The organism is Vibrio sp. 10N.222.55.C6 (assembly GCF_041473395.1).
In the GTDB taxonomy this organism is placed as follows: domain Bacteria; phylum Pseudomonadota; class Gammaproteobacteria; order Enterobacterales; family Vibrionaceae; genus Vibrio; species Vibrio crassostreae_C.
In genome coordinates, this window is sequence record NZ_JBFRSD010000324.1 from 1 (window position 1) to 709 (window position 709).

Sequence of the window (709 nt, forward strand, 5' to 3'; positions counted from 1 at the left end):
AAAGAAGCTAGGTTGAAGTGTAGAACTCTAATTAACAGCGTTTGTAAGAGCATTGTGATTCAGTTACGGGGGCATGATTTAAAATCTGAGCCATTAATTACGATGACATTTGTTACTGATGAGCAGTTTGAGTTTAAAGTCGGAAAGGGCGGTGCTGTACGATTTGTCGACAATGATATGGCAGTTAATCGAAGACTACAGCCGTTACTTACAGAATGATGAGTGTAGTGTTAAAGGGGAAGTAAACATCTTCCCTTTTTAGTTTTAATAGGGCTACTCAAATAACGAATTAGCATCGGCGCCTAGCACGACACACAAATCCCTGATCATCTCGTCAGTGACACGAACCATTCCGCTTTCTATCTTGGCAAGTTTGCTGCGAGTTATATCAATACCAAGCAAACTGCACTCACGCTCTACGTCAGCCTGAGCCCAACCTTTACTTAATCTTATCTCTTTGATTCTACAGCCAGTAATGTTCTTACGTTTTGTGACTTCGTTCATGCTTTTATCTGCACCATTATAGGTGCAAATAGGATTGCATATAAGATAAAAGCAGGTTGCACCCATATGGGTGCTGGTGTGATTTTATTTGAGGATGCTATGAGTAAAAACATAAACAAATCAGTAAGTGTACTTGGCGTATTATCAATGGCCGTATTGGCTGGCTGTCAAACAACAAGTGAGCAAAATCAGGCAGTAGAAAAAT

Annotated in this window: 1 protein-coding gene and 1 pseudogene; one reads left to right on the top strand and one right to left on the bottom strand. The window is 40.1% G+C overall.

All coding sequences use genetic code 11. From position 1 onward, the window contains the following. Positions 1-219, top strand: a pseudogene (locus tag AB4486_RS23920) (recombinase family protein); the annotation flags it as partial. 54 nt (positions 220-273) lie between these two features. Here AB4486_RS23920 and AB4486_RS23925 read toward each other — a convergent pair. Beyond that, entirely contained in the window at positions 274-504 is a 231-nt protein-coding gene (locus tag AB4486_RS23925; protein WP_061025806.1) for a helix-turn-helix domain-containing protein, read from the bottom strand. Between the last annotated feature and the right edge of the window lie 205 nt (positions 505-709).

Excerpts from the sequence above, each read along its gene's own strand:
- AB4486_RS23925 (WP_061025806.1), bottom strand. The coding sequence starts at position 504 with ATGAACGAAGTCACAAAACGTAAGAACATTACTGGCTGTAGAATCAAA.